Genomic DNA, 24,188 nt, shown 5'->3' with positions numbered 1-24,188 from the left:
ACGTACGCCACCCCCGGCCACGTGATCCACGCCGGTGACGAGGTGGCGTTCCTGCCTCCGGTCGCTGGTGGAGCCGGAGCCAGTCCGGACACACACTGCGAGGTCACTGCCGATCCGCTCCGCCTCGAAGCGGCCGACCGTTACCTGGTGAAACCCGAATATGGGGCACAGGCATACTTCGTCGGGACTGTCCGCAGTCCGAATCACGGTCGGGTCGTCGAGAGTATCGAGTACGAGGGATACGCGCCCATGGCCCAGAAGGTCATGCACAGCGCAGCGGACGAGGCCCGCGCCCGCCACGGGGAGCTGCGCGTGTACATCCAGCACCGGGTGGGCCGCCTCCAGCCTGGCGAGGCCAGCATCCTGATCGGCGTGGCCAGTCCTCACCGCCGCGCAGCGCTGGAGGCCTGTGACCAGATCATTGAATACCTGAAGGTACACGTGCCGGTCTGGAAGCACGAGGCTGACGAGGACGGCACACACTGGGTGGATGGACAGACCGGGCATCCGACCCTCTGAACAGCCACGCCGATCTCAGGTGGGTTCGCGGCGACGCGACTCTGGCCTGGGATCGCCGTGCTGCCGGGCGAACGCCTCGAAGGTCAGGTAATACCGGCTGGCCAGAATGACCATCAGGGCGACGACCACTCCCAGGGCCAGCAGCATGGGCCACCCGGCTCCGTTGCCCAGGATGCTGTTGAAGGCGAAATGCAGCATGACGCTCAGGAGGGCACCCTGCACGACCCACCGCCGACCCCGTCGCCAGTGCAGCCCGCCCAGTGCGTATCCCTGGGGCGCACTGAACAGGGCGTGTGCCAGAGTGGTGACCAGCGCATGCCACGTCCCGGCCCTGGCCCCGAATCCCAGCGAGTAGGTCAGGTTCTCCATCAGCGCGAATCCGAGTGCAGCGGTCACGGCATACACTAGGCCATCCATCGGCTCGTCGAACGAGGCTTCCGTGATCGCGGTGCTGGCAGCCAGCAGCTTGCTGCCCTCCTCGATGACGGCGGTCAGGAGCGCCACGAACAGCAGGGCAAGGGGAAGTGTGGAATTCAGAACGCGCCCCAGGCTGGCCTCGAAGGCGGCCGCGATCAGCCACGCGAACATGCCCCACGCGAAGGTGCGGGCCAGCAGCCACGCGGGCTCCGGGTGCCGGTCGCGCCGCACGAAGAACCACAGCCACGCGAAGGTCAGCGCGGTCGAGGCCAGCAGCGGCAGCAGCATGGAGTCAGGTGACCAGCTGGGCGGCGCGGGCCTGCATGGGCGCATGCGCGAGGTGCGTCAGGGCCAGGGCCAGCGCGTCGGCGGCGTGGTTGTTGAACAGCTCGCGCACACCCAGGGTGGCCTTGACCATGTAGATGACCTGTTCCTTCTCCGCGCGGCCTGTGCCCACGAGGGAACGCTTGACCTGCATGGGGCCGTAGGCGTGGACGGGCACGCCGGCCTGGGCACACGCCAGCTGCACCACCCCGAAGGCCTGCCCCACCTTGAAGGCCACATCCGCCTGCTTGCGCAGAATCTGATCCTCGATGGCGACGGCCTCGGGCTGGTACTCGGCCAGGAGGCGACTGACCTCCTCGTGGATGTACTGGAGGCGGCGGGGCATGAGCCACGCGCTCTCGGTGGTCACGCAGACGTGGTGCAGGTGCCGGGCCTTGCGGACATCGCCCTCAATCAGGCCGAGGCCGAGGTTGGCGAGTCCGGGGTCGATACCGAGCACGATCATGCTGTCAGCATACCCGACACCCACGCCCAGCACAGCAAAAACCCCCGCACAGGCGGGGGCGGGCGGGAAAACAGCCGATTACAGGCGGCTTTTCGGGTCGAAGGCGTCCCGCAGACCGTCGCCCAGGAAGTTGAAGGCCAGCACCGTGATCAGGATGGCGAAGCCCGGCCAGAAGGCCACGAAGGGATGCTCCAGCACGACCTCGTTGGCGTTGGACAGCATGTTGCCCCACGTGGACACGGGCGGCTGGATGCCGAAGCCCAGGAACGACAGCGCCGCCTCGCCCAGGATGGCCCCGCCGACGGCCAGGGTGCCGTTGACGATGATGATCGCCAGCAGGTTCGGGACGAGGTGCCGGGCCATGACGCGGGCACTGCTGGCCCCCAGGGCACGGGCGGCATCGACGTATTCCAGATTCTTGAGCTTCAGCACCTCGCCGCGCACCAGGCGGGCGGTACCCATCCAGCCGAAGAAGGTAAAGATCCCGACGATGATGAACACGCTGGCGTTGGGGTTCTCTCGCAGCGCGGTCAGGACGGGCGCGTCGCTGGCGAGCAGCAGGCCACTGAGCGTGAGCAGGAGCGGCAGTTCCGGCACCGACAGCATGATCTCGATGAAGCGGCTGATCACCGTGTCGGTGCGCCCACCGAAGAACCCGGCCAGGACACCCATCAGCGTCCCCAGCAGGATGCTGAACAGCGACACGGAGAAGCCCACCAGCAGACTGATCCGGCTGCCGTAGATGATGCGTGACAGCAGATCGCGGCCCAGGCTGTCCTGGCCCATGACATGCGCGGCGGTGGGTGGCGCGTAGATGCCCGCCAGATCCTGGGCATTGGGATCGTAGGGCGCGATCAGCGGGGCGAAGATCGCCGTCAGGATCAGCAACACGATGACCGCCAGACTGACCATCGCAGCGCGGTGCTTGCGCAGACGACGCATGGCCGTCGCCAGGGTGGAGTTGCTGCGGGCGCGCCGGGGCGCCGGAGAAGCGGGCAGGGTGGTCGTCACAGGAAACCTCAGGTGTACCGGATGCGGGGATCGACGTAGGCGTACGCGATGTCGGTGAGCAGCTGGAACACGACCGTCAGCAGCGCCAGCAGCATCAGCGCGACCATCACCACATTGAAGTCCTTGGTGACCAGCGCGTCGAAGATGGCGCGGCCCATGCCCGGCCACGAGAAGACGGTCTCGGTGATCACGGCTCCACCGAACAGCCCGGGGATGCTCAGGCCCAGCAGGGTCAGGATCGGGGCGACCGCGTTGCGCAGCGCGTGCTTGTACAGCACCACGCGCCCGTTCAGGCCCTTGGCGCGGGCGGTGCGCACGAAGTCCTGGGTCAGCACCTCCAGCATGTTTGCCCGCATGAAGCGCATGGTCACGGCGATCTCGCGCAGCATCAGGATGCCCAGCGGCAGCAGCAGGTAGTGCACTTTATCCATGGTCGTCGCCCAGAACCCGGCGTCCAGCGGCAGGTCGGGACTGCCCAGCCCGCCGGGCGGCAGCGACACCGCGCCCCCGGTCACGCCCGGCAGGTACACCGCGAAGAAATACATGGCCATGGCCGCCACCCAGAACAGGGGCGCACTGAACGCCAGGAAGCTCAGAAAGGTCAGCACGTAGTCCATCCAGGAGTACTGGCGCACCGCGCTGAAGATCCCCAGCGGCACCGCGATCAGGGTACTGACCACCAGGGCGGGGACGGTCAGCAGCAGCGTGTTGGGCATGCGCTGCTGGAACACGAACTCCAGCGCCGGAATATTGAAGTCCTGAGAGTACCCGAAGTTCCCCGTGACGGCCTGTTTGAGCCAGAAGAAGTAGCGCACGTACCACGGCTGATCCAGGCCGTAAGCCTGCTTCAGACGGGCAATGTCCTCGGGCGTGATGTTCGTGTTGCCGAAGGTCAGCTGATCGACCGGGTCGCCGGGCTGCAGGGCGGTCAGCATGAAGATCATCAGACTGATCACCAGCAACAGCGGCACCATCTGAAGGGCACGGCGGAGGATGTAGGTTCCCATGATTCACCTTGTCGGACTGTGGACGACCGGGGCGGGGGCCGTTCCCGGAATGAAGGGAGGGGGAAAGAGCGCGGCGGCTCCCTCCCCCGTCGGGCGGCCGGGACAGGCGCGTGGCCCGCATCCCGTGCCCAGGCTTACTTCTGGGTGTACTCCTCGACCGCGCCACGGGAGGCCCAGCCGATCTTGTAGGCGTTCCAGCTCGGGTACAGGGTGTACGCGCTGAAGGTGTAGTTCACCAGTCCCGGCACCTTGGTGTACACGTTCACGCGGTAGTACAGGGGCAGCGCCGGCACCTCGCTGTTCCAGATGGTCTGCATGCGGTCAAAGAGCTTGATGCGCTGGTTGAGGTCGAATTCGACCTGCGCCTGCTTGTGCAGCTTGTTGAACTCGGCGTTGTTCCAGCCCGAGTTGTTCTGCCCGGCATACCCGTTCGCGGCGGTGGGAATGCCCTCGCCCTTGAAGAGGTTGCCTTCCTCGAAGATGGGGTTGCCGGTCCAGGCGTACATGGCCAGGTCGAACTTGCCGGCCTCGCCCTTGCTCAGGAAGTCCGGCCCGAAGATCACGCTGGCCGGGTAGTTCTGGATGTTCACCTGCACGCCTGCCGCCTTCCACTGGGCCTGCAGGATCTGCTGCACGCGCTCGCGAACCGTGTTGCCGGCTGTGGTGGAGAAGTTCAGGGTGAGCTTGCGGCCCCCCTTCTGGAGGATGCCGTCCGCGCCGGGCGTCCAGCCGACAGCCGCGAACAGCGCCTTGGCCCTGGCCAGGTTGAAGGCGTAGTCGTTGACATCCTTCTTGTACAGCTTGGAGATCGGATTCACCCACGAGTTCGACACGGCCTGACGGCCCTGGAACAGCGCCTTGGTCAGGGCGGTGCGGTCGATGCTCAGCAGCAGCGCCTGGCGCATGCGCGGATCGTCCATGTCGAGATCCTTGGCCTTCTGGCCGCGGGTGTTCACGTCGATGTGTTCCCACACGGCGCCGGGGACGAAGTACGTCTTGTACTTGCCGCGCTCGGTGCGCGACAGATCCACGCCCTGGTCGAAGGTGAGGCCCACGGCGCTGACCGCATCGAGCTGTCCGGACAGCGTGTTGACCTTCAGGGTGTTGGTGTTCGGAATGAAGCGGTACGTGACGGTCTGGATGTAGTTGGACACGTCGCCCTTGGGCTTCATCCAGTAGTTGGCATTGCGGGTCATGGTCAGGCTGTTGCCGGTGCGCCACGCGGTGGGCTTGAACGGCCCCGCGACGACCTTGGGCAGGGCACGGGCGGTGGTGAACGCGGAGATGAACTTCTTCCACTCCTCGTTGACGACCTTGGCGTCCTTCTGATCCTTGGTGGTGGCGTCGAAGGCGTTCCAGGCCGCGCCCATCACGTGCGACGGAGCCATGCCGGGGCTCGTCTGATCGGCGAACAGGTAGGGCGGATCGTAGGTCACGGTGAAGGTGTCGGCATCGACGGCCGTGATCTTGGCCCGATCCCACGGATCCCGGTCGGGCACCGGCACGCGGTCGTCGTTGATGACCTTGAGCCAGAACTGGAAGTCCGCGATCTTGATCGGCGTGCCGTCGCTCCACTTGGCGTCCTTGCGGATCGTGTAGGTCACGGAGTTGCGGATCACGTCGCCGGCCGCGTTCTTCACGACCTTGTAGTCGCCGTTCGCGATGCTGGGCACGCGCGTGGCGATGTCGGCATAGGGCTCGCCGTCGTCGTCCAGACCGATCAGGGCCGCTCCCATGAAGCCGTTGATCTCGCTGGTGATCGCGAGATTGTTGGTGGCCCAGGGATCGTAGATGTTCGGCGGCTCCTGCGACGTCCCGACGACGAGGCTGTTGTTGGCCGGCCCGGCAAGGGCCGCGCCAAGCAGGAAGACGCTCAGGGCAAGGGTCTTGTTCATAGAAGGCCTCCGGTGATGCGGTGGTGACTGAAGATGTGCGTAATGAGGGTCAGTATAAGGTGGCTTCATGGTGTGTCAAGGGTGAATCCCACGTGAATGCCGACCACACCACACCGGCTGATGGAGGGCTTGACAGACGGATCGCACGATCCAGCCGTGGTACGACACGAAGTCGCCGTACCGCTCGGCAGTCGCCGGGCCGCACCAGATCCCGCACGTGATACGCACGGGTCGGCAACAGAACAGAAAAACAGAGCCCCGGAAGACTCTGTCGTGCGTGCTGTTCAGGTTGTACCGATCACCCTGGCCGCAAGGCCAGCGCCGCTAATGGCTGCCGCAGCCGCCGGAGCCCTCGCCGTCGGGGGCCTGGGCACTGTCGGTGCGGAAGGAGTGGCCACAGCCGCACGAGGACGTCGCGTTGGGGTTGTGGACGGTGAAGCCGCCGCCCATCATGTTCTCGACGAAATCCACCTGGCCGCCGCGCAGCAGGGGCAGGCTCATGTGATCGACGAGCAGCTTGACGCCACGGTCGTACACGATGGTATCGCCCTCGAGTTCGCGGTCGTCGATCGCCATGCCGTACTGGTAGCCGCTGCAGCCACCGCTCTTGATGAACACCCGGACACCGGCGTTTTCCTTGCCACTGCTGGCGAGGATACCCAGGGCCTTCTGTGCGCCGAATTCGCTGATGCTGATCTCCGGAGCGACCGCTCCGGCGTTCGATTCAGGATGGGAGATCGCCGTCATGTGTGAAGCGTACTCCTATTCGGGAAACGGAATTGTGCGCGTCTGGGCCTTTGTGCCCTCCAGCCCCTCCGTTTTCTGAACAGAGCCCCACGTTGGGCTTACATTCCTTGAGTGTGGTCATGTTAAGATACGGGCATGACGAACCCTGCGACGAGCAATCCGTACGCCGAATGGTTCGAGCGGCTCCGCGCCGAGTACGGCGAGCAGCTCGGCCAGATGCCCCTGCCCGACGGCCTGCCGGAGCACCTGCGTGTGCTGATGCACAGCGGCGACGAGGAAGCCATCCTGTTCATGCTCAAGCTGGCGTGGCAGTTCGGAGCCCAGGTCGGCTACGCTGCGGGCGCCCGCCAGAGCGAGGAACAGATCAGCGTGATGCGCCCCAGCCGTGGCGTCCAGGCCTGAACACCCTTCAGTCCACATGACCTGAACCGCCCTCCGGGGCGGATTTTTTTGATCACTCACGACATCGGTGAACGCGGCCCTGCCCAGCACTCCAGCTCTGCCGGGCCATCGACCAGACCCCTGGCCGACAGCGCCTCCAGCACCACGGCACTGAACTGCCGCACCACGTCCTCCGGCGCATCGTCGACGGTATGTCCATCCAGCTTCAGCTCGCGGGCGGCGCGGGCGAGGAGTGGGGCAAGATCATCCACCGGGCCACCATAGCAGCCACGAAAACGGCCCCACCACAGGGGCGGGGCCGCGAGGAGAGGTCGGAATCAGTCGTCGGCGGCGCTGTGACCGAGCTGTCCGGAATGAGCGGCGGCGTCGCGCTCGTCCGCTTCGCGCAGGGCACGGATCAGGCGGACGATGCCCAGGGTGGCGAAGTAGGTGAGCGCTGGGATGACCACGACCAGAATCCACAGGATCGCGTTGGCATTCGCGGTGGTCAGGATGCCGCCCTCGATCAGATCCGGCTTGTACCCTGCGACCGACAGCATGATCATGAAGGCCATGAATGCCGTCCCCGCCGCCAGCCGGATCGGGTGGTTGGTCGGGTTCTCGGCGTAGTACATGTTCTCCTTGCTGCGGTCAAGCATGGGCACAGCGAACATCAGGCCCATGACGATGCCGGGGAACACCATGGCGCCCACGAACTCGGCCCCGATGGTGCCGCCGAACAGTTCGAAGTCGAAGCCAGGGATGATCGCCAGGGCACCGAAGACCCACAGCAGATACCAGTCGGGTTTGATGTTGGGGATGGGTTCGGCGCTGGGCGGCCCGAAGTACTCGACCGGGTGCACCGGGATGAACGCACCGAACAGCAGCACCAGACCCGTGAACAGCAGGGCGAGCATCAGCATGATGGGCGTCTGCTGGGTCATGAGCGGTACACCGACGATCTTCTTGTACGCGAGCCTCTTGGCGTACTGCGGCTGCGTGTGCTTCTGCTTGATCATGATCAGCATATGCGCGCCGGTCAGGGCCAGCAGGATGCCCGGCAGCAGCATGATGTGGTAGCCGTAGATGCGCGGTACGATCCCGGCCCCAGGGAACTGGCCGGCGAAGGCCGCCTGCGCCAGCCAGTCACCCACCCACGGTACGGACTTGGTGATCGCGTAGACCACGCCCGCCGTCTGGTACGCGTAGTTGTCGTACGGCAGGATGTAGCCGGTCACGGCGGTCAGCGCCGCGAAGATCAGCAGCAGCATGCCGATCCACCAGTTGATCTCGCGGGGCTTCTTGAACGCGCCCGTGAAGTAGATCCGCATCATGTGGATCACGGCCGCCGCCACCATGATGTTCGCCATCCAGTGGTGCACGCGCCGCAGCATGTCCCCGAAGGGCATGGCGTTGATCTTCAGGGCCGAGTGGAAGGCCGCCGGAATCAGGTTCGGCTTGTCGGCGGTACCGGGATCGAAGGAGTTCACCACCAGCGAGTTGCTGGGCTCGTAGGCCAGCGCCAGCACGATGCCCGTGATGATCAGGACGATCAGGCTGAACAGCGTGATCTCTCCGAGGAAGAAGGAGTGATGCACGGGGAAGGCCTTGCGCAGGAACTTGTCGTTCAGGCGCGAGATGTGCAGACGGTCATCCAGCCACTGGTTCATCCGAGAGCCTCCTTGACCTGTTCGGTGTACTGTTCCCAGTCCTCTTCCTTGTTGAAGCCGTAGGGAACACTGAGAAAGAAGCCGGTCGCAACGATCTGATTCCCCTGGAGCTTGATGGGCAGCTGGGGCAGCGGGTGCGGTGGCGGCCCGCCGATCACCTTGCAGCCCTGCTTGGGATCGTACTGGCCGGAGTGGCACGGGCAGTTCATCAGACCGGGCTGCTGCGCGTTGTCACCAACGTTACAGCCGGCGTGGGTACAGCGGTCACCGTAGGCGACGATCTCGCCGTCGATGGTGGCGTCCAGCTTGGTCGGCTCGACGAGCTGACCCTTGGGAAAGCGGTACAGCGCGAGCACGCTGGTGGGATCCTTGTCGCGGATCACCGTGCCACCGTCGCTGGTCTTGCCCATCGGCCACGCGCGCACCAGTTTGTCGGCGCTGAGATCCGACACCTTGACGGGTTCGCCGTAGCGGCTGGGATCGGCATGGACGATCACGTCGCCGCTCATGGGCGGGGCCAGTTCCGGGGTCAGACGGAAGACGGGCTTCGCGCTGCCCAGGGCACTGACCAGGCTGACGGTGCCGACGGCGGCCGCGCCCCCCATGGCGACATTGATGAACTTGCGGCGGGTGAGTTCGGGATCCTGTCTCTTGTAACGGGTCATGGTTCAAACCTCTCTTGAAGGGCGCGGGGACTCACCACGGGAACTCGCCGCTGGCGTCCTCGACGAGCACCTCGCCGTCCATGAAGTACTTCTTGTACAGGCCGATCGCCAGGGCCAGCGTCAGGACGATCATCGCGGCGTAGAAGCCCTCGGCGGTGACGTTGGGCATGACCGGTTCACGCGCGGCCCAGCCGGCGTAGTCGGTGACCATCTGCCGGACGAACAGCACGCTGAACAGCACGGTCAGACCCAGGGTGGTCAGCATGCCCAGCACGGCCAGCGGCGTCGAGCGCACCTTGTGGATGCCGGGGTGCAGTTCCATGCCCTCGGCCCACACCGAGTACAGCCCGATCAGGCCGTAGGTGAGCAGCACCAGGATGAACGTGACCAGGAAGATCTCGGGAAGCTTGATGTCCTCGGGCACGAAGCGGCTGCGGTTCTTCAGGACGGCCGGATCGACCTTGCTCTGCCCCTCGGCGACCTGAGCCGGGGTCAGGGGTTCCTCGATCTTGTTGCCCCACGAGTTCAGGACATAGTTGGCGACCGCGTAGACCTCGTTATCCTTGAGCTGCGTCTGGGCCGGCATGCCGCCCTTGCCCTTGGTGATGATGGTGTGGACGTAGACCGGATCTTTCAGGATCTTCTCGTCACCGGCGAGCTTCGGCCCGACCACACCCTGACCCTGTGCGCCGTGGCACCCGGAGCAGTTGGCGGTGTACACCTGCTGCCCGACCGTCGGCCACTCCTTGCTGATGTTGGCAACCACGGCCTGATCGACCACCACGGGTTCAGGAGCCGTCTCCTTGTTGAACAGGAACAGCAGGAGGATCCACATGATGGCCGCGCTCACGATGGCGACCCATGGCATGACAGCGTCGTTTCTTTCCACGTTCCCTCTCCCTGATGCTTGGACTGGGTCGTCCGTGACCGGAACCACCCCGGATTGATGCTCAGAAGCCGCTCATGGTGGCCGGATGCGGCGGACAGCATAGCATGGCCCGTCCCAGCCTCCGGCGACGCCTGACACGGTCTTCATGACATCCCGGCAACCTGTATTCTGCGCCTGACCGGGCGGTTAAATGTCCCCTCCAGAGGCGGCCGAAGCGGTCTTGCCCAGGGCGGCCAGCAGCGGCCACAGCCGGTCTGCCAGCAGCGTCACATCCCGGTTGTCTGGGTGCTCACGCGGATCCGTGCCCCCCTCGGAGAGCAGGGCCACCACCAGGGGGCGGGGCGTATAGAGCACGCCGACATCATGATGGACACCCGCAAGTTCACCGCTCTTGGAGCACAGCCGGTACAGGAGCGTGCCGTCCGGCCGCCGGGGCACCCTGCGCCCGATGAGGTCGCGGTACTGCTGGCGCGAGAGGATCTCCAGCGCAGTGGCCGTGTACTCGGCGTCCAGCAGCTCTCCCCGTGCCAGCCGGGTGAGTATCCGGGTCTGCTCGTGGGCCGTGGTTCGGTTGCGTTCGCCCCGCCGCTGGGCCGCGTTGCGCTGCTCGGGCGGCAGCTGGAGTTTACCGACCAGCCGCGTGTGTCCGTAGCCCCCGGCGTCCAGCCACGCATTCACGCGATCCACGCCCAGCGCTCCGATCACGAGGTTGGTGGCCGTGTTGTCGCTCACGACGATCATCAGGGTCAGCACGTCGCGCCACGTCAGGGCCAGCCCGCCGGACAGTTCGTGCAGCACCCCGGCACCGGGCACGCGGTCGGCGTCCTGCATGACCACCCGGCCATCCAGATCGAGGTGCCCGGACTGCGCCCGCTCCAGCGCCAGCACGAGCAGCGGCACCTTGATCGTGCTGGCCGCCGGGAAGACCCGCTCCGCGTTGAGCGCGATCAGTGCCGTGCCGTCCAGTGCCCGCACGCTCAGGCCGACCTCTCCCCCATAGCCGTGGCCCCGCAGGTCTGCCAGGAAGTCGGCCTCCGGTCCCGGCACGTCTATTCCGGCACGTCCAGGCCAGCCAGGGCCGCGAAGGGATGGGCGGTGCCCACCGGCCGCAGGGTGCAGAAGGGGGCGGCCCCCTCGGGCTCCACGCGGTGCGGGCAGGTGGGGCACTCCGGGAAGGCCTGCTCGGTGTACGCCAGATCGGGTTCGGCCGTGGCGACTGTCCACTCGCGGCAGCACCCGGCGCGGAAGGTGACGGCCGTGGGGGCGCGCCCCGGCCGGCTCCCACCGGGCCGCCTACTCAAGGTTGGCGATGCCCTCACGGATCGCGTACAGCGCCGCCTGGGTGCGGTTGTTCAGCTGGAGCTTGGTGAAGATCTCCGACAGGCGGTTCCTGACCGTCTTCTCGCTGATGTCGAGCCGCAACGCGATGTCCTGGTTCGAGAAGCCCTGGGCGAGCAGTTTCAGGATCATGGTCTCGCGCTCGTTGAGGTCGGCGTGCTTCTCGCTGGGAAGTTCCTCGCGCTTGTCGCGGAAGTCGTCCAGCACGTTCTGGGCCATGTCGGCGTCGAGCAGCGCCTCGCCCGCCGCGACCCGCTTGATCGCGTCGAGCAGCGTGGCGGCATCGGCGTCCTTGAGGATGTAGCCGCGGGCTCCGGCCTTGACCGCCTCGAACACGTAGCGATCCTGCCGGTACATGGTGATCATGATGACGCGGGCCTGCGGATCGATCTCCAAGATGCTCTGGGTGGCCTTCACGCCGTCGAGTTCCGGCATCTGGATGTCCATCAGGATCACGTCGGGGTGCGTGTCGGCCGCGTAGCGCAGGGCCTCGCGGCCGTTGGCGGCCTCACCGATCACACGCATGCCCTCGGACTCCAGCAGGCTGCGCAGGCCCTGACGGAAGAGGGCATGGTCGTCCACGAGCAGCACACGGATCATGTCCCCAGTGTACGGCCCGCCTGGCAGGCAGAAGACCCGCCCCGGCACCGCAGCTCCGGCACCGTGGGATCGGCAGGAAACTGTAAGGCGACCGGACTACACTCGGGAACGTGATCACCTGGTTCGATGCGCTGCTCATCACCGTGTGGGCGCTCCTGACCGCCCTGGGCGCCCGGCGGGGCCTGGCCGGGCTCGGCTGGGGCATCGGCGGCATCGCCCTGTGCTTCCTGGCGAACTCGCTGTCGGGCAGTCCGCTGGCCGCCGCCGTGATCGCCCTGCTGCTGAGCGCCGGCTTGGCTGCCGCCCTGGGCCGCCTGATCCCCGAGCCGCTGGAACGGTCGTGGTTCATGGCCCCCGGCGCCCTGGGCGGGTTCCTGCTGGGGGGCATGCTGATCGCCACAGCGGCCCTGAGCTTTCCGCTGGACGTCCACGTCACGACGCGTGGCCCGCAGGGCACGTATCCGTCGGCCAGCCTGCCCCCGGCCATCTACGACGCGGTGCGCCACTCGGCCGTGAAGACCGCGCTGCGCAGCGTGTGGGGATCGAGCCCGAGCCTCAGGACTCTGCTGATCCCGGATCAGGCGCGCGGCCTGTAGGCTGGTCTGCCGCCCGGCCCGGCTGGACGGCCGGCGTCTCGGCATGCGGCGTCCCCGGGCCGCCCCGCTGGCTGAGCACCGTGGCCAGCACGACCAGCGCCCCGCCCAGCGCGCCACGCACCCCGACCCGCTCACCGATCAGCAGGAAGCTGAACAGCGTGGCCGTCACCGGCTCCAGCGCGTAGATCACGCTGGCCTCGGCCGCACTGACGCGCCGCTGCCCCACCGTCTGGAGCAGGGTGGTCACGGCCGTGGCCGCCACGCCCAGGTACAGCAGCGGCCACCAGCTGCCCGCCGGCGGCACGGCCGGCTCACCGCTGAACAGCAGCCACAGCGCTGCCAGCCCGGTCACCGCCAGCAGCTGCGCCATGGTGAAGGGCAGCGCCGCGTGCCGGTGCGCCACGCGCTCCAGGGTCACGATGAAGCCGGCGTAGGTGACCGCGCATGCCAGCGCCCACGCATCGCCGATCACCAGCGCACCGCCCTCCCACGACAGCAGCGCGAGGCCCGCCACCGCCAGCGGCAGCGCCAGCCACACGGGCAGCGGGATGCGGCGGCGCTGGGCAGCCGCGAGCCACAGCGGCACCATCACGACACTCAGGGCCGTGAAGAAGGCGGCGCGGTTCGCGCTGGTCGTCTGCAGGGCGATGGTCTGTGTGCCGTAGCTGGCGATCAGCCATGTTCCCAGCAGCAGGCCGTCGCGCCACAGGGACGCGGCGGGCACCGGCGCTCCAGGGCGGGCGGCGCGGGGCGCCTGCACCCACACGAGCGGGGCCAGCGCCAGCGACGCGATCAGGAAGCGCCACGTGATCAGGGCCGGAGCACTGAGCGTCTCGCCCAGGGTCTTGACCACCGCGAAGGTGCTGCCCCAGATGGCCGTGACCAGCACCAGCAGCAGCACGCCGCGCAGGTGTTCGGAGCCGGAGGTGGGGGAAGACGGAGTCATACCGATTCCGATTGAACCGGTTCAGAGAACCGATTCCATCCGACCAGACTCGCAGAGCTGCGTAGCAGAGGGAGCAGGAACAGCATACCGGCTCTGCGGCATGGAGCCGCGACCGGCGCTGTCCCGGTTGTGGCGCAAGAGTGCGGAGTCGGTATCACGCGCCCGATTGTAGGGGGCACACGGATCTGCTCGGCGAAGATGGGCTCAGCGGATCGACACCTGGAAGCACGCGCTGCCACTCTCCCCCACCGCCAGGGTGCCCAGCGCCGCGCTCATCGTGCCGCGACCGAAACCGCCGCCGCTGGTGCTCAGGGCGCCGACATCGGCGTCGGTGGCGCTGCTCAGGTACGACGTGACGCCTCCGCGCAGCAACTTCACGCCGAAGCCGGTGGCCGGGCCGGGCTCGTCGGCGTCGTAGGCGGTGGCCAGGGCCGTGGTGGTGCCGGGCACGTGATCCGTGATCGTGAAGTTCGGCAGACCCACGCCGCCGTAGTTGGCGTAGGCGATGCAGTATTCGAGCACCTCACCGGGCAGGCCGCCGCCAGAGGTCGTGAAGGCGGAACCGGTGGTGACGTTGCGAACCGTCTTGCCGAGCGTGCCGTAGACCATGGCCGTGACGGCGCTGGCGCTGTTGTTGGCACTCACCGGGTCGGCGGTGGCGCTGCTGACACTGGCCGTGTTCGTGATGCTGCGGGCCGCCGGAGTGCCCTCCAGGATGGCGGTGGTGGGCGCCTTCACCGTGACCGTGGCCGTCCAGGTGCTCCCGCTGGCGAGGGTGGGCACCGTCCAGGTGAGCGTCTGGCCGCTGGTGCCGGCCGCCGGGCTGGAGCTGACGTACGTCAGGGCAGCGGGCAGCACGTCGGTCACGGTGACCGTGGTGGCCGCGTCCGGGCCGGCGTTCGTGACGGTCAGGGTGTAGGTGATGTCCTGGCCGGGCTGGGCGTACGCGGGGCCGGTCTTCGTGATCCCCACGTTCGCCTGCGCCGCACCCACCGTGATGGCGACCGTGGCCGTGTCGCACGCCGTGGCGACCGCGCTGTCGCAGACGCGGTACGTGACGGTGTAGGTGCCGGCGCTGGCGCCTGTGGGCACGACGAGCTGGCCCGCCGCGTTCACGCCCAGGCCGGTCAGCCCGCCGTTCGCGGTGACGGTCACGGTGCTGTTGGAGGTGGTGGCCGCCACGCCGCCCACCGTGTCGTTGCCGAGCACACCGACCGTACCGCCCGCACCGTAGGACAGGTTCACGGCGCTGTCGTTCACAGCGTCGATGATCCGGGTCACGGCAGCGGCACTGGTGTTGTTCGTGCCGGCCTGGTCGGACCGGCCGGCGGGCACCGCCACGCTGGCGGTGGTGCTCAGGCTGCCGCTGGCCGGCGCGGTGCCGGTGACGGTATACGTGACGTAGTTGCCGTCTGGCGTGCCGTTCGCGGGCGCGGTGTCCAGGGTCAGGCTGCCCGTGGTGATGGTCACGCTGCTGGCCGTGAAGCTCTGGGTACCGCAGGTGGCCGTGCCGGTCACGGCGCAGGTGATCCCGGTGACGGTCAGGCCGGCGGGCAGGGTGTCGGTGACCGTGGCCCCGGTCGCGGCCGTGGGGCCGTTGTTCCACACCCGGATGGTGTAGATCACGCTGCCGCCCGAGCCGACGGCGGCCGGGCCGCTCTTGTCGATGGCCAGGTCGGACAGCGGCGTGATCGCCGTGGTGACGGTCGCGCTGGTGTTGTTCGCCGTCGCCGGATCCGTCACGCCCGTGGGCACACTGACGGAGGCGCTGTTGCTCAGGCTGCCGGTGGCCGCCGCAGGAACCGTGCCGGTCACGGTGATCTGCACGCTGCCGCCGCTGGGCAGGGTGCCAACCGTGCCGGTCACAGCGTTGCCTGCGCCGACGCCGACTGTGCAGCCGCTGGCCCCACCGGTCGCGGCCGTGCAGGTGGCCGTCACACCGGTCAGAGTGGTGGGCACGCTGTCGCTGAACGCTGCCCCGTTCGCGCTGGCCGGGCCGGCGTTCGTCACGGTCAGGATGTACGTGACGGTCTGCCCGGCGACCACGCTGGCCGGGCCGGTCTTCGTGATGCCCAGATCGGCCGACAGGGCCGTGATGGTCACGGGCACGGTCGCGGTGTCGCACGCGGTGGTGTCGGTCGTCGAGCACAGCTGGTACGTGACGGTGTACGTGCCGGGCACATTGCCGGCCGATGCCGCCAGGACGAGCTGCCCACTGCCGTTCACGCTGAGCCCCGCCAGGCCGCCGTTCGCGCTGACGGTCACGGCGCTGTTCGAGGTGGTCGCCGCCGCGCCCCCGACCGTGTCGTTGCCGAGCACGCTGATGGTCGCGGCCGTGTTGAAGGGCACGCCGACACTGCTGTCGGTCACGGCGTCCACGACGGCGGTGCTGGCGGTGGCGCTGTTGTTGCCGCCGGTGGCGTCGCTGCCGTGCGCAGCGGTCGCGGTGTTGGCCACGGTACCGGTCGCGGTGCTCGCCAGCGTGCCGGTAATGGTCACGGTCACGTACTGCGTGTCGGCAGTGGTGATCGCGCCCGTATCAACCGGCAGGCCTGCCGTCAGGTTGACGCTGCTCCCGCTGCCGCTGGCGGCCGAGCACGTGGCCGTGCCGGTGGCCGCGCACGTCCACGTGACGCCGGTCAGGGCGGCGGGCACGGGGTCGGTGATGGTCACGCCGGTCGCGGCATTGGGGCCGTTGTTCCACACCCGGATCGTGTACGTGAGCGTCTGGCCGGGGCCAGCCAGGGCACGGTTCACTGCCTTGCTGACCGCCACGTCGGTCACGGGGGTCACGGTGTCGGTGTCGGTCACCGTGCCGACCGGCGTGACATCGACCGTGCCGGCGGGCAGCGCGGCCGTCACGCTGTTGCTGACGGTGCCGGTGGTGACGGTCACGGTGGCGGGCACGGTCAGCGTGACCGAGCCGCCCGCCGGCAGCGTGGCGATGGTCACGCCACCCTCCAGTCCAGCGACCGTGACCGTGGGGCACACGGCACCGCCGGCCGCCGCGCAGCTCACGCCGGTCTTGGTCAGGCCGGCTGCCGCCGGATCGGTCAGCACCGTGCCGTTCGCGCTGCCGGGGCCGGCGTTCGTCAGCGTGATGGTGTAGGTGGTGCTTCCCAGCGCCGGGACGCCGCTCACACCGTCGGTCTTGGTCAGGGTCAGGTCGGCCACGGTGGGCAGAACCACGGGCGTGGGCGTGGGCGTGTCCCCGTTCGCGCTGCCGGGCGGAGTGGTTCCGCTGGTCGAGGTATCCGTGGCGAGCAGGTCCACCGGCGGCAGGCCGCCGACGTAGCCGGCGTTGGGCGCGGTGTCGGTGCTGGTCGCGGTCACGCTGTTGTTCAGGATGGTGGCGCTGGACGGCACGCTGGCCTGATCCGGGTAGGCGACCCGCACGGTAAAGGTCACGGTGGCGCTCGCGCCGGCGGCCAGGGCGGTGGTACCAGACAGCAGCCGGGGGTCGCCGCTGCCGTTGAAACTGCTGTTCACGGTGGCCGCTCCCGCCGTGACGGTGGGGCCAGCCACGATGCTCAGGGTCGGGCCGCCGGCGCTGAAGGTCTGAGCGAGGTTCTCCGTGAGCTGGATGTTGGGATCGCTGACTGTTCCCGTGTTCTTCACGGTCACGGTGTACGGGATGTCGAAGGTGGTCGCGCTCTGCGCGGTGACGGTGCCCACCGACTTCACGACGTCCACGCGGTTGTCGGGAAACACGCACGAGGCCCCGTCGGTCTGTGCGGCGCTGCTGGCCGCGCCCTGGGCCGTGAAGGCCCCGGTGCTCAGGTTCACGGTGCCGAACGTACCGCCGTTCTGCGCAGCGTACAGCGTGCCGGCCACGTCGAAGAACGCGCTGCCCAGCAGGTTCGAGTTGTCGCCGGCGACGGCGGCGGGTGTGCCGGTCAGGGTGGTCGCTCCACTGCTGGCGTTGATGCGGTACACGCCGCCGGGCGTGACGACGCCGTACAGGAATCCGTCGACCGGATTCAGGGCCAGATCGAGGATGTTCACGCCCGTACCGCCGTTGATGGTCAGCGTGCTGGCGGTGCCCGAACCGATCGAATACTTGTAGATCACGGCGTCGTTCGTGAGCTTCTTGAGGTACAGCGTGCCCGCCGCGTCGATGGTGCCGGCCGCAATGGTCGATCCGGCGGGAATGCCGAGATTCGCCCCCACGACCTCGACCGCGCCGCTGGCCCCCAGCCGGTACAGGCGGAAGGGAGTGCCGCTGGTGAAGGGCGTGATGTTCACCGCGTAGAAATAGCCGTCGGCCCTGTTGAAGGCCAGGGCGTTCAGACCGGGGCCGAAACCGCTGGCCCACACGGCCGTGCCGCCGGACGCGAGGCTGCGGCGGTCGAGGCGGTACAGGTTCGAGAGCAGCGTGACGGGATCCTGCCGCAGCTGATAGAAGCGGGCATCGCAGGTGAAGGCCGTGCCCGCGCTGCTGGTCGTGGTGGTCAGGGTCGCGGCGGCGGTCGCGGCGCCCGTGACCGCCTGCCCGCTGATGGTCGCGGTGACGTTCGCCACGGGAATGGTGTTCGTGCGCGTGGCCGCACCGGCATCCGGTACGGTGACCTGCACGGTCACGGTGCACGACCCTCCGGCCGCGATGCTCCCGCCGGCGAGCCGCAGGACGCCGTCACTGCTCTCGCTCGCCGCGCCGCCCGCCGTGAGCGTGACCGGTGTGCTGCCGGTCGTGATGGTGCCGCCACAGGAGTTGGCGGTCAGGCGCAGCGGCAGCGGCCGCGACAGCCCCATGGTGCCCGCGAGATCGTCGGTGACGGCCACGGCGCTGGCCGCGAAGGCACTGGGATTCGTGACCGTGATGCTCAGGGCGCCGATGCTGCCAGCGGCGACGGTCGTCGGCGAGAAGGCCTTGCTGACCGTGAGCGGCTGTACGACCGTCAGGGGGACCGCCGCGTAGTCGTCCTCGGTGGTCACGCCGTTGCCCGGCGTGGAGTCGCTGTCGGGCTGGGGACTGGAGGTGATCTGGGTCGTGTTCGTGATCGTGCCGGTGCCGGTGACGGTCGCGGTGATGTCCAGGGTGGCCGACGTGTTGACCACCGGTTCCGGCACCGACCACTGGCCGGTGGCGGCGTCGTAGCTGCCGGCGCTGGCCGTGGCCGACACGAACGTCAGCCCGGCGGGCAACTGATCCGTGACCACCACGTTCTCCGGTGGCACCACGGCGCTGGACACCGGATCCGGCCCGGCGTTGTTCAGGGTCACGCGGTACGTGACGGTGCTGCCGATCACGGGCGTGGCATTGCTGACCGTCTTGGTCACGGACAGGTCGGCCACCCCGCTGGTGACCAGGATCGGCACGCTGCTCAGATAGAACAGGTCCTGGCTGCCGACGATGTTGATGGTCGCGCTGGTGGCCCCGGTGCTGGTCTTGCTGGTCACGTCGAAGGTGTCGAAGTCCACGCCGTAGGCGTCGTCACGACCGGTCGCGTTGGCGGTCGTGCCGCTGCTCAGGCCGGTGCTGATGGTGCTGTTGAAGATGCCCTGCCGCGCCCCACTGTTGACGCCACCCACGTTGAAGATGTTATTGATCGCCGACGCAGTCTGGCCGGCCCCGAAGCTCAGAGCCTCGGCGACGTTGGTGGACGTGTTGACGTTCAGGGTCTCGTCGCCTTCCCACGTCAGGATGGACGTGCGGGCCTCGAATGTGGTCGGCACGCGCAGACCGGTCATGGTACGGCTGATACTGGTGTTCTGGCTACGCTCGAAACCCTCGTAGATGACCAGGTTCTTGTAGGTCTCGGTGGCGGTCTCGTAGATGATGTACAGCCCCCAGCCGCCCAGCACCGTCTGCGAGCCGCAGTGCGACGAGGCCCGCGTCGCTCTGGCGTTCGCCACGTCGGCCGTCTGAATGTTCAGGCCGGTCATGCTGTAGGTCTTGTTGGGGTTGGCGAGCCCAGCGATATACGGGGTGATGTCCGCGACATTGCTGAAGAAACTGTTGTAGGAGGTCGGGGATGTCGCGTTCGGCACGGGCGCACTGTCGGTGTAGGACGTTGTGGCGTTCACCGTCTGGGTATCGAAGGTGACGGTCGTGTCGTTCGTGATCGTACCGAGCGCCGTGTCGGTGTCACCCGTCCGGGTGGTCGACGCCGCCCAGTACAGCAGCGCCTTGCGGATCGTGGCTCCGGTCGGCACGCCGCTGACCGCCTGTGACGTGGCCGTGGTACCCACCACACACGCGTCAGATGGCGTCGTCGTCGAATTGCGCCTGCTCCGGAAGGTCGCTCCGGTCGTCACGTAGTCGATGCGGCCCTGGAAGCGGTGCGTGGGCGTACTGGACAGCGGCGTGTCGGCCCGCGCCTGTCCGCCCAGGGCCAGGCCGAACACCGCCAGCAGCGCCGGCCACAGCGCACGTACGGAGGTCATGCCGCGTGGCCCGACACGCGATTCCAGCGCGGTGCCCGGGGCGGCACCGCGGACACGCCCCGGCACACGAGGACGCCTCCGGCACGGTCCTGGCACGGTGCGGACTGGACACGGCAGATGGGGGCGGCAGACCACATACGACGAGTCTGCCGCGCCCCCTCTTGCACACGGCTTACACCACGGGCGTGCAACCACCGCCCCGCGCGTGTCCACCGCATCCACAGACATGAGCCGCGAATAAAGAATCCTTCATCTTCTGGACTGACTTCCGGCAGTGGGCAGCGGGCCGCCGCACCACTACGCTTCTGTCAGGCAAGACAGCTCAGCACGCGCACCTGCACGAACCACGTCCCTCCACCCCGGCGGGCCTGCCCGCCCCACGCCCTTCCGGACGGAAGGAGACCCAGGAGGCTCCACCATGACGGCACCTCGACTCGGCCTGCTGCTGCTCGGTACCCTCGCCCTCGCGTCCTGCGGCCAGCAGGTCACCACGGCGGCCCAGGAGGAACCGGCCACCGTGACCACCGGCACCCCGGTGCCCACCACCGTGCTCTCTGACGCCCAGCTCACGGCGCTGCGGTCCCGGATCGCCGAGGTACAGGCGCTGCGTGACGACGTGCAGGCTGGCCGGGCCGCCGCGCCGCTGGACGACGCCGGGCAGGCCATCGACCTGGACGCGCTGCTGCGTGACCTGCAGACCGACCTGACCGAGGGCCTGAAGACGCTGCCGGCCACCAGCACCGGTACCGGCAGCACCCTGGAGGCCCAGGCCGCGCCCTACGCGAGTTCCACGTACAAGATCGTCGCCTCGACCAACACCTTCCGCTCGCGCTACTCGACGCTGAAAAGCGCGTTCCCACGCTTCGTGTGGACGACCGACGGGTGCAGCGGCCCGTCGGGATACACCGGCTGGAGCGACGAGTTCTACTGGCCGTGCCGCCAGCACGACTTCGGTTACCGCAACGTCCGCTTCTATCCCAGCCTGCGCAACGAGACACACCGGCACTGGGTCGATGCCCAGTTCAAGGAGCACATGAACAGCGTGTGCGACACCCTCGGCTGGCGCAAGTACCCGTGCTACGTCGCGGCGCGGGCCTTCTACACGGCCGTGTACTTCGGCGGCAAGGGATCGTTCTACTGAGCCCGCACCGGGCCGGCAATCTCCACTCCGTCCTGCACGCCGGCCCGGACACTCCGGCATCCCTCCTCCCCGTCATCCCCCCACCCCCCCGGAGGCCCGCCATGACCGCACCCCGCCGTTCCGCCGCCGCTGCGTTCCTGTCCGTGATGATCACCCTGAGCGCGTGCGGCCAGACGCCCACCGCCGTCGTGCCCACACCGTCCCCCACGGCCGGCGCCGCGCCGGCCCTGTCCCTGTCGCCGACCGCGCAGGCCAGCGAGGCCCGCACGCTGGCGGTGGCCGCCGCCCGTGGTCTGACGGTCCAGGGCGTGGTGACCGTGGAGGACGCGGGCGTGCCGACCACCTACGTGGACGCCACTGCCGGCCGTGAGGCCGTCACCCTGATCGGCAGCGTGGAGGGCAGCGCGCCGGTCTATGCCGAACTGCGCACCGTGCCCGAGGGCCAGACCGGCACGCGCGGCTCGCCCTTCGTGATCACCCCCCTGACGGCCCAGGGCACCGTGGCCAGCGGACTGGCCGCCCAGGGGGTCGCGGACTGGGTGTACGACCGTCTGGTCTCGCTGATCAAGAAATACAAGTCCGCGCCGGGCTGGCTCAAGGCCGTGCTGCGCGGGCCGCTCAAGGCCGTGATCAAGCTGATCATCGGCGAGGCCATCAACCGGGGCTGCACCTATGCCTACGACACCCTGGTGCGCAAGCTGCGGGCCGACGGGCGCTGGGTACCGCTGGGCAAGGCCCTGCTCTGCGACATCCTGCTCGGGTAGAGGAGGCCCGGACGTCCGGCGCCCGCCCGTGGCCCGGACGTCCTCATCCTGTCGCCTCCGGCGGCCCATACAGTACAACCGTCACCCCTCCCGGCCTCTGTCCATCTGACCTGCTGCCTGCGCCGCCCCCGACGAGGAGCCGAACATGCCTGTGTCCACCGCGCCTGCCGCCGCTGTTCCCTGGCCCGACCGCCTGACCGCCGCGCCGCGTGCCACCCCCGGTGCGCCCGCGGCGTCTGCCCTGTCGCCCGACCACGACGCCGAGCACGAGATCCGCCGGGTGGTGCGCGTGACCGGGGTCGGCCTGTGGCTGGCCCTGTCGGCCCACTCGCTGCTGGTCGAGCCGGTACGTGACCACCTCCAGCGGATCGAGGTCGGCCACTGGGCGGTGAGCGGCGTGGCCTTCGTGATCGCCTTCCTGCTGGCATGTCGGCCGCCGCGCACACCGGCGGCACGCCGGGAGACGCTGCTGCTGCTGGGCCTGCAGACCGTGCTGGCCCTCAGCGCGAACGCGCTGCTGCACGGCAGTTCCATCCAGGCGGGGCTGCTGATCGTGGTGGCCGCCCAGGTGGGGCTGCTGCTGCCGTGGCCGCACGCGACCGCGTGGGTGCTGGTGCAGAGCGGAGCGCTGGCCTGCGTGCTCCTCACACACTGGAAGCACGATCTGGATGCATGGGCCTTTGCCAGCGGCTACCTGGTCTTCCAGCTCTTCGCCGTGACGACCGCCCAGACGGCGGTGCGCGAGGTGCAGGCCCGCCGCGCCCTGGCGCAGGTGGTCGAGGAACTGCACGCGACGCGGGCCCTGCTGGCCGACGCGAGCCGACGCGCCGAGCGCCTGCAGATCTCGCGGGATCTGCATGACCTGCTGGGCCACCACCTGACCGGACTGGGCATGCATCTCCAGGTCGCCCACCACCTGCTGCCCGACAGCCCGGCGCGGGAGCACGTCCACACCGCGCAGGACGTGGCGCGGCAGCTGCTGGGCGACGTGCGGACGGCCGTGCGCGGCATGCGGGACGACGCCGGCTGCGACTTCCCGGTGGAACTGCGCGCCATGACGCAGGGCGCGGCCCTGACGGTGCATGTGGCGTTGCCGCCGGATCTCCGGCTGGAGTGCCCGGTGGTGGCACGGACGCTGCTGCGCTGTGCCCAGGAGATGGTCACGAACGCGGCCCGGCACGCCCACGCCACGCAGGTGTGGCTGGAGCTCCACTGCGAGGCCACGCGGGTACAGCTGCACGCCCGCGACGACGGCCCCGGCGTACCGGGGCTGCACTTCGGCTGCGGCCTGAGCGGCATGCGCGAGCGGCTGGAGGCACTGGGCGGCACGCTGGACGTGCAGACACCCGTGGGGCGCGGTGTGGAGCTGACGGCCGCCCTGCCGCTGCGGAGTGGCGCGTGAGCGGCACACTCAACGCGCAGCCCGGCCTGATCCGGATCTGCATCGCCGAGGATCAGACGCTGGTGCGCCACGGGCTCAAGGCCATGCTGGGCCTGTCCGGCGACATGCAGGTGGTGGCGGAGGCCGAGGACGGTGCCCAGGCGCTGACGGTGGTCGCGGACGTGCGCCCCGACGTGCTGCTGCTCGACTACCGGATGCCCCAGCTGGATGGGCTGGGCGTCCTGCGCGCGCTGGGCGCGTGCGGTACCCTGCCCCCCACCCTGATCCTGACCACCTTCGACGACGACGAGCTGCTGATCCAGGGCGTGCAGGCCGGTGCACGCGGCTACCTGCTCAAGGACGTGTCGCTGGAGATCCTGCTGCGGGCGATCCGCACCGTGGCGGGCGGGGGACGCTGGCTCCAGCCGGTCTGCACGGAGCGCGTGCGCGGCACCGAGACGCCTCCGCCGGTTCGGCCGGAAGACCATGTCGCCCTGACCGAACGCGAGCGCGAGGTGCTGCGCCTGATGGCCGGCGGGTACTCGAACCGGGAGATCGCCGGCCTGATCACCACGACCGAGGGCACCATCAAGTGCTACGTGTCGAACATCCTGTCCAAGATGGGCGTGCGCGACCGCACCCGGGCGGTGCTGCGGGCCATGGAAATCCAGCTGCTGTAGACCTCACGCCGCCAGGACACGGCACGCGGCCTCACAGGCACGGCACGCGGCGGCACAGCGCTGGCAGTGGCCGTGGTCATGCTTCCCGCACTCGGCGGCGCACGCCGCGCACGCCTCGGCGCACAGGGCACACGCCTGGGGGTGCAGGTCGCTGCCCCGCATGAGCAGCCGGGCCGTGGTGGCGCACACGTCCGCGCAGTCCCGATCCAGCCGGATGCACGCGCGCATCATGTCGATATCGGGCTCGTCCAGGCACGCGGTGGCGCAGGTCTCACAGGCCTCCACGCAGGCCAGACAGGCGTCGATACACGCACGGATCTGCTGTTCGTTCATAGGTCACCGTGGCACGCACTCCTGCCGGGTA

Annotated in this window: 23 protein-coding genes (1 of these 23 running past the window's edge); 7 read left to right on the top strand and 16 right to left on the bottom strand. The window is 68.6% G+C overall.

Features of this window, described 5'->3' with window-relative positions:
• Window positions 1-519: the 3' portion of a molybdopterin converting factor subunit 1 gene (gene moaD, locus U2P90_RS05020; protein WP_322474046.1), read on the top strand. 162 nt of this gene lie to the left of the window's left edge; 519 of the gene's 681 nt are visible here — the last part of the coding sequence; its start codon lies beyond the left edge, outside the window; it ends in the stop codon at window positions 517-519.
• 15 nt (window positions 520-534) lie between these two features.
• Here moaD and U2P90_RS05015 read toward each other — a convergent pair whose 3' ends face one another.
• The 6 genes from U2P90_RS05015 to U2P90_RS04990 form a co-directional block, all read right to left on the bottom strand.
• Window positions 535-1,224: a PrsW family intramembrane metalloprotease gene (locus U2P90_RS05015; protein ID WP_295822328.1), complete on the bottom strand. Its 690-nt coding sequence runs from the start codon at window positions 1,222-1,224 to the stop codon at window positions 535-537.
• Between the two features lie 4 nt (window positions 1,225-1,228).
• Window positions 1,229-1,726, bottom strand: coding sequence for a crossover junction endodeoxyribonuclease RuvC (gene ruvC, locus U2P90_RS05010; protein ID WP_295822330.1), 498 nt, complete (start codon window positions 1,724-1,726; stop codon window positions 1,229-1,231).
• 78 nt (window positions 1,727-1,804) lie between these two features.
• Complete coding sequence (locus U2P90_RS05005; RefSeq protein ID WP_295822331.1) at window positions 1,805-2,737, bottom strand: ABC transporter permease; 933 nt, start codon at window positions 2,735-2,737, stop codon at window positions 1,805-1,807.
• 8 nt (window positions 2,738-2,745) lie between these two features.
• Entirely contained in the window at window positions 2,746-3,744 is a 999-nt protein-coding gene (locus U2P90_RS05000) for an ABC transporter permease (RefSeq protein ID WP_295822333.1), read from the bottom strand.
• Between the two features lie 134 nt (window positions 3,745-3,878).
• Window positions 3,879-5,639 carry a peptide ABC transporter substrate-binding protein gene (locus tag U2P90_RS04995; RefSeq protein ID WP_295822335.1) on the bottom strand — a complete coding sequence of 587 codons (1,761 nt, stop codon included), beginning with the start codon at window positions 5,637-5,639 and terminating at the stop codon, window positions 3,879-3,881.
• 324 nt (window positions 5,640-5,963) lie between these two features.
• On the bottom strand, window positions 5,964-6,386 hold the full coding sequence (locus U2P90_RS04990) for a HesB/IscA family protein (RefSeq protein ID WP_295822340.1): 423 nt from the start codon (window positions 6,384-6,386) through the stop codon (window positions 5,964-5,966).
• A 135-nt stretch (window positions 6,387-6,521) separates the two neighbouring features.
• Between U2P90_RS04990 and U2P90_RS04985 the strand changes: the two genes are divergently transcribed.
• Window positions 6,522-6,788: a DdrH gene (locus tag U2P90_RS04985; protein WP_295822341.1), complete on the top strand. Its 267-nt coding sequence runs from the start codon at window positions 6,522-6,524 to the stop codon at window positions 6,786-6,788.
• 56 nt (window positions 6,789-6,844) lie between these two features.
• On the opposite strand, the gene U2P90_RS04980 is transcribed toward U2P90_RS04985, so the two are convergent.
• From U2P90_RS04980 to U2P90_RS04950, 7 genes are all read right to left on the bottom strand, one after another.
• On the bottom strand, window positions 6,845-7,039 hold the full coding sequence (locus U2P90_RS04980; protein WP_322474045.1) for a hypothetical protein: 195 nt from the start codon (window positions 7,037-7,039) through the stop codon (window positions 6,845-6,847).
• A 66-nt stretch (window positions 7,040-7,105) separates the two neighbouring features.
• Window positions 7,106-8,437: a cytochrome b gene (locus U2P90_RS04975; protein ID WP_295822345.1), complete on the bottom strand. Its 1,332-nt coding sequence runs from the start codon at window positions 8,435-8,437 to the stop codon at window positions 7,106-7,108.
• Entirely contained in the window at window positions 8,434-9,102 is a 669-nt protein-coding gene (locus tag U2P90_RS04970; protein ID WP_322474044.1) for a Rieske 2Fe-2S domain-containing protein, read from the bottom strand. The genes U2P90_RS04975 and U2P90_RS04970 overlap by 4 nt, the downstream gene beginning before the upstream one ends.
• Window positions 9,103-9,133: 31 nt before the next feature.
• Window positions 9,134-9,991 (bottom strand): c-type cytochrome, encoded by an 858-nt coding sequence (locus tag U2P90_RS04965; protein ID WP_322474043.1) that lies wholly within the window; start codon window positions 9,989-9,991, stop codon window positions 9,134-9,136.
• A gap of 186 nt (window positions 9,992-10,177) precedes the next feature.
• Window positions 10,178-11,038, bottom strand: a complete 861-nt coding sequence (locus tag U2P90_RS04960; protein WP_322474042.1) for a serine hydrolase — start codon at window positions 11,036-11,038, stop codon at window positions 10,178-10,180.
• Window positions 11,039-11,040: 2 nt separating this feature from the next.
• Window positions 11,041-11,292 (bottom strand): hypothetical protein, encoded by a 252-nt coding sequence (locus tag U2P90_RS04955; RefSeq protein WP_322474041.1) that lies wholly within the window; start codon window positions 11,290-11,292, stop codon window positions 11,041-11,043.
• The gene (locus U2P90_RS04950; RefSeq protein WP_184113694.1) at window positions 11,285-11,929 is read right to left on the bottom strand and encodes a response regulator transcription factor; all 645 of its coding nucleotides are present in this window, start codon (window positions 11,927-11,929) and stop codon (window positions 11,285-11,287) included. The genes U2P90_RS04955 and U2P90_RS04950 overlap by 8 nt, the downstream gene beginning before the upstream one ends.
• A gap of 110 nt (window positions 11,930-12,039) precedes the next feature.
• Here U2P90_RS04950 and U2P90_RS04945 point away from each other — a divergent pair, with 110 nt between their 5' ends.
• Complete coding sequence (locus U2P90_RS04945) at window positions 12,040-12,525, top strand: hypothetical protein (RefSeq protein WP_295821360.1); 486 nt, start codon at window positions 12,040-12,042, stop codon at window positions 12,523-12,525.
• On the opposite strand, the gene U2P90_RS04940 is transcribed toward U2P90_RS04945, so the two are convergent.
• The gene (locus tag U2P90_RS04940; protein ID WP_322474040.1) at window positions 12,485-13,471 is read right to left on the bottom strand and encodes a DMT family transporter; all 987 of its coding nucleotides are present in this window, start codon (window positions 13,469-13,471) and stop codon (window positions 12,485-12,487) included. The two genes, U2P90_RS04945 and U2P90_RS04940, sit on opposite strands and share 41 nt — an antisense overlap.
• A 204-nt stretch (window positions 13,472-13,675) precedes the next feature.
• On the bottom strand, window positions 13,676-19,858 hold the full coding sequence (locus U2P90_RS04935) for a beta strand repeat-containing protein (RefSeq protein ID WP_322474039.1): 6,183 nt from the start codon (window positions 19,856-19,858) through the stop codon (window positions 13,676-13,678).
• Window positions 19,859-20,276: 418 nt separating this feature from the next.
• Here U2P90_RS04935 and U2P90_RS04930 point away from each other — a divergent pair, with 418 nt between their 5' ends.
• From U2P90_RS04930 to U2P90_RS04915, 4 genes are all read left to right on the top strand, one after another.
• Complete coding sequence (locus tag U2P90_RS04930; RefSeq protein WP_295821353.1) at window positions 20,277-20,999, top strand: phospholipase A2; 723 nt, start codon at window positions 20,277-20,279, stop codon at window positions 20,997-20,999.
• Window positions 21,000-21,100: 101 nt separating this feature from the next.
• A complete protein-coding gene (locus U2P90_RS04925; RefSeq protein WP_322474038.1) occupies window positions 21,101-21,763 on the top strand; it encodes a hypothetical protein in 663 nt (220 codons plus the stop codon).
• Window positions 21,764-21,908: 145 nt separating this feature from the next.
• Entirely contained in the window at window positions 21,909-23,165 is a 1,257-nt protein-coding gene (locus U2P90_RS04920; RefSeq protein ID WP_322474037.1) for a sensor histidine kinase, read from the top strand.
• On the top strand, window positions 23,162-23,824 hold the full coding sequence (locus U2P90_RS04915; protein WP_322474036.1) for a response regulator transcription factor: 663 nt from the start codon (window positions 23,162-23,164) through the stop codon (window positions 23,822-23,824). The genes U2P90_RS04920 and U2P90_RS04915 overlap by 4 nt, the downstream gene beginning before the upstream one ends.
• Before the next feature lie 3 nt (window positions 23,825-23,827).
• Here the strand turns inward: U2P90_RS04915 and U2P90_RS04910 are convergent, their stop codons facing one another.
• A complete protein-coding gene (locus tag U2P90_RS04910; protein ID WP_322474035.1) occupies window positions 23,828-24,157 on the bottom strand; it encodes a four-helix bundle copper-binding protein in 330 nt (109 codons plus the stop codon).
• Window positions 24,158-24,188: the final 31 nt, after the last annotated feature.

This window comes from Deinococcus sp. AB2017081 (assembly GCF_034440735.1).
Lineage (GTDB): Bacteria > Deinococcota > Deinococci > Deinococcales > Deinococcaceae > Deinococcus > Deinococcus rufus.
The sequence above is the reverse complement of the archived record's forward strand: the minus strand, read 5'-3'. Positions and strand labels throughout refer to the sequence as shown.

Excerpts from the sequence above, each read along its gene's own strand:
- U2P90_RS05015 (WP_295822328.1), bottom strand. The coding sequence starts at position 1,224 with ATGCTGCTGCCGCTGCTGGCCTCGACCGCGCTGACCTTCGCGTGGCTG.
- ruvC (WP_295822330.1), bottom strand. The coding sequence starts at position 1,726 with ATGATCGTGCTCGGTATCGACCCCGGACTCGCCAACCTCGGCCTCGGC.
- U2P90_RS05000 (WP_295822333.1), bottom strand. The coding sequence starts at position 3,744 with ATGGGAACCTACATCCTCCGCCGTGCCCTTCAGATGGTGCCGCTGTTG.
- U2P90_RS04995 (WP_295822335.1), bottom strand. The coding sequence starts at position 5,639 with ATGAACAAGACCCTTGCCCTGAGCGTCTTCCTGCTTGGCGCGGCCCTT.
- U2P90_RS04990 (WP_295822340.1), bottom strand. The coding sequence starts at position 6,386 with ATGACGGCGATCTCCCATCCTGAATCGAACGCCGGAGCGGTCGCTCCG.
- U2P90_RS04985 (WP_295822341.1), top strand. The coding sequence starts at position 6,522 with ATGACGAACCCTGCGACGAGCAATCCGTACGCCGAATGGTTCGAGCGG.
- U2P90_RS04975 (WP_295822345.1), bottom strand. The coding sequence starts at position 8,437 with ATGAACCAGTGGCTGGATGACCGTCTGCACATCTCGCGCCTGAACGAC.
- U2P90_RS04970 (WP_322474044.1), bottom strand. The coding sequence starts at position 9,102 with ATGACCCGTTACAAGAGACAGGATCCCGAACTCACCCGCCGCAAGTTC.
- U2P90_RS04950 (WP_184113694.1), bottom strand. The coding sequence starts at position 11,929 with ATGATCCGTGTGCTGCTCGTGGACGACCATGCCCTCTTCCGTCAGGGC.
- U2P90_RS04940 (WP_322474040.1), bottom strand. The coding sequence starts at position 13,471 with ATGACTCCGTCTTCCCCCACCTCCGGCTCCGAACACCTGCGCGGCGTG.
- U2P90_RS04935 (WP_322474039.1), bottom strand. The coding sequence starts at position 19,858 with ATGACCTCCGTACGTGCGCTGTGGCCGGCGCTGCTGGCGGTGTTCGGC.
- U2P90_RS04930 (WP_295821353.1), top strand. The coding sequence starts at position 20,277 with ATGACGGCACCTCGACTCGGCCTGCTGCTGCTCGGTACCCTCGCCCTC.
- U2P90_RS04925 (WP_322474038.1), top strand. The coding sequence starts at position 21,101 with ATGACCGCACCCCGCCGTTCCGCCGCCGCTGCGTTCCTGTCCGTGATG.
- U2P90_RS04920 (WP_322474037.1), top strand. The coding sequence starts at position 21,909 with ATGCCTGTGTCCACCGCGCCTGCCGCCGCTGTTCCCTGGCCCGACCGC.
- U2P90_RS04910 (WP_322474035.1), bottom strand. The coding sequence starts at position 24,157 with ATGAACGAACAGCAGATCCGTGCGTGTATCGACGCCTGTCTGGCCTGC.